The 2,935-nt window shown below is 28.9% G+C and carries 4 protein-coding genes; all 4 read right to left on the bottom strand.

What is annotated here, in order from left to right:
* Nucleotides 1-923 (bottom strand): histidine kinase dimerization/phospho-acceptor domain-containing protein (locus tag QZZ51_RS16475; protein ID WP_291871681.1); only part of this gene is annotated, 923 nt, incomplete at its 3' end.
* The gene (locus QZZ51_RS16470; RefSeq protein WP_291871679.1) at nt 916-1,407 is read right to left on the bottom strand and encodes a Rab family GTPase; all 492 of its coding nucleotides are present in this window, start codon (nt 1,405-1,407) and stop codon (nt 916-918) included. The genes QZZ51_RS16475 and QZZ51_RS16470, both read right to left, overlap by 8 nt.
* Nucleotides 1,394-2,254, bottom strand: coding sequence for a cell envelope biogenesis protein OmpA (locus QZZ51_RS16465; protein ID WP_291871677.1), 861 nt, complete (start codon nt 2,252-2,254; stop codon nt 1,394-1,396). The genes QZZ51_RS16470 and QZZ51_RS16465 overlap by 14 nt, the downstream gene beginning before the upstream one ends.
* 23 nt (nt 2,255-2,277) lie before the next feature.
* Nucleotides 2,278-2,637, bottom strand: a complete 360-nt coding sequence (locus QZZ51_RS16460; protein WP_291871675.1) for a fructose 1,6-bisphosphatase — start codon at nt 2,635-2,637, stop codon at nt 2,278-2,280.
* Nucleotides 2,638-2,935: the final 298 nt, after the last annotated feature.

Here is a 2,935-nt window from a genome sequence, read left to right as displayed (position 1 = left end):
AAAATACTTTCTTGGTCCGCTTTTGGAATACCAATTCCTGTATCTTCTACCAAAAATCTTATGCTGGCTTTGCTTGCTCTTTTTTGATTAAGCTCTATAACCAATGAAACACTTCCGTTAGGTGTAAACTTTAAAGCATTATCTAAAAGGTTTGTTAGCACCTGAAAGAGCCTTAATCTGTCTCCTGCTACAACTTCTGGTATTTTTCCAATTACTTTTAAAGAGAACTCTACCCCTATCTGTTTTGCCTTTGCAGTATAGGTAAACTCCAATAAATTAATTAATTTATCTAGATTAAAAGTATTTTCTTTTAGCTCTAGTTTATTGGATGAAATTACACTTATACTAAGAATATCTTCTAACATTAATTTTAAATTAGAATTAGATTCTAACAAAAAATTAATCATTTCTTTTTGTTGTCCTTTTAAGTCTGTTTCTGCTAGTAATTTTGTTAATGATATTATACTAGTTAGTGGGTTTCTTAATTCATGACTAAAGTTTTGTATAAAGCTATTCTTAAACTCTTCTCTTTGCTGAAGCTCCTCATTCTTTAAAACAACAAGTTCTGAATTAATAATAGACTCATTCCTAGCCTGTGCTACTTGTTGGTATGCGTTATAATGCTGTGTAAAATCTTGAATAATAACCAATACACCATTCTCTTTTCTTACAAACTGCACATCTGTTATGTATGAAGTGCCGTTGGTTTCTAGGTGTACACAATTAAAAATAATCTCTTGTTCTAAAGAGTCTACAAAAGAGGGGAAACATTCAAAAAAAGGGTGTACTGTAGTTATTTTTTTTTGTGTTAAATAAGGCATAAAAGAAGAATTACTATCTACTATTATCCCTTTAAAATCTACCAAATAAAAATGTAAATTTTGGCTTATAAATTCCTGATTGTATTTTTTAAAACTAGACATTTAATACTTTTGCTAATTCTTGAAAAACGGTATTTACGGCATCTCCTGTTTTAGCACTTGTTAAAAAATTACAATCTATATTATATTCTTTCAATAGTTCTTTTAATTCTTTTTCAACTACTAAATCTACCTTATTACCTATAACTAAAATTGGCACTTTAGGTATTTTTGATGTTATTATTTTTAAATCTTTTTTTAAATCCTGGAATGTAGAAGGTCTTGTTACATCGAAAACAAATAGGGCTCCATGTGTTCCTAAAAGATAAGCATCTCTTATGGTATGTATTTCATCTGTACCTTCTAAATCCCATATTATAAAAGATAGGTTTTCGTCTGGTGAAATTTCTACCACTTTTTTTGTAATATGAACACCTATAGATACTAAGTATTTGTCCGAAAAACTATTGCTAACAAATCTTCGAATTAAAGAAGTTTTTCCTACACCAAAGTGCCCTAGAACAACAATTTTTTTAGATTTGTTCATTTCCAAAGCTTTTAGATAATTCTTTCTCTATTCTTTTTCTTGTTACTGGTTCCACTGCTATTTCTAAATTCGGAGAAGCAAAGACTAAATCTAGGTTCATTGCCATAAAACTATTATAGAAGTTGAAAATAATATCTTGTACTTTATTTTTTGATTTTAAATCGTAATTACCAGAAATTACAACTGCTATATAATGGGTTACAAAACTTTGTAAGTGTATATGGTATAACTCGTATTCTATTAATTCTAAATTCTGGTCTTTTTGATTAAATGCGTCTTCTACAAAAGATTTTATTGCAGTAAGCATTCCAGAAATCATATCCTCATCCATAGTTTTACTTTTAGAAAAACTAGCTTTTAATATTCCCGAGTCTTTTTCTATTAAAAGAACCTGCTCTATTTTTGCCGAAGAAATTTCACTTAACAACAATTTTTCTTCACTTACATTACCAAACCAAGATCTAAATCTTCTAGACATTCCCTTAGCTGAAAACCTTCTCGATAATTGATTATTAATAGACTCTGAAAGCATTTTCATCTCCTGAGCCACATACTTTTTAACCATTTTACCCAAAACAGGATACAAGGCATCTACAACTTCATCCTTATGATTCTTTATTTCTTCTTTTAAAGTTTCGGTAATGATAGGTCCCAAAGTACTTGGAATACTTTCTACGAACTCGTTAAGTTCTTTCTTTATTATAGGACTTACTTGGCCAGACAGGCGTTCACTATCATCAATATTTTGCTCTAGAATTTCAATTCTTTTCGCAATTTTTTCTGCATACGCACGGTCGTCCGTAAATAGTATATCTTTTAATATTTCTAATCTATCTGTTTCGTTCATTATTAGGAAGAGTTAGAAATAGACTATTTTTTACCTATTTTATCTCCTAGTTCTTTGAACAACTCTCCCAACATCTCTTTCTTCACCGTATGATTGTCCAAATTTTCAATCTTGGCTTCTAAATTTTCTTCTAACTCCGAAATTCTTACATTAACATCTGTAGCTATGTTATCTATAGTCTTAGATAAATCCTCTCTAACTTCATCCATTAAATCTTCTAAAACCTTTTTCTTATCTAAGATGTCTTGTTTTAACATCTCGAACTCCGATTCGTAGGCTTTTATATTTTCTCCAAAAATTAAATTCTTAATTGCTTCAATTTTTGAGCCTGAATCTTCCGATTTTTTATTTAATTCAATAACGTTTGGTTCCCTTTTAGCCATACAACTGTTCTTTAGTTTAAGGTAATTTATCCATATATTATTTTTTTAAAATATTCTAAAAAAATAATCTGTAGGCGAATATAAGAAACTATGTCATCTATTTAACCATAAATAGATGAAAAATAAGATTCCCCAGAACACCTTAAACTACAATGCTATAAATACATAACAAGCTCTACTCTTATGTTTTTTTCTTACTCTACTACTGCTTAAGTTATCTTCTTTTTAAAAAAAATAATCATCGTAATTTAAGCTTAACTAGATAAAACTTAAAAATCGTTTAATATAAACATATAAC

Source organism: Maribacter sp., from assembly GCF_016744255.1.
Classification (GTDB): domain Bacteria; phylum Bacteroidota; class Bacteroidia; order Flavobacteriales; family Flavobacteriaceae; genus Maribacter_B.
This window is presented reverse-complemented; position numbering and strand designations above follow the sequence as displayed.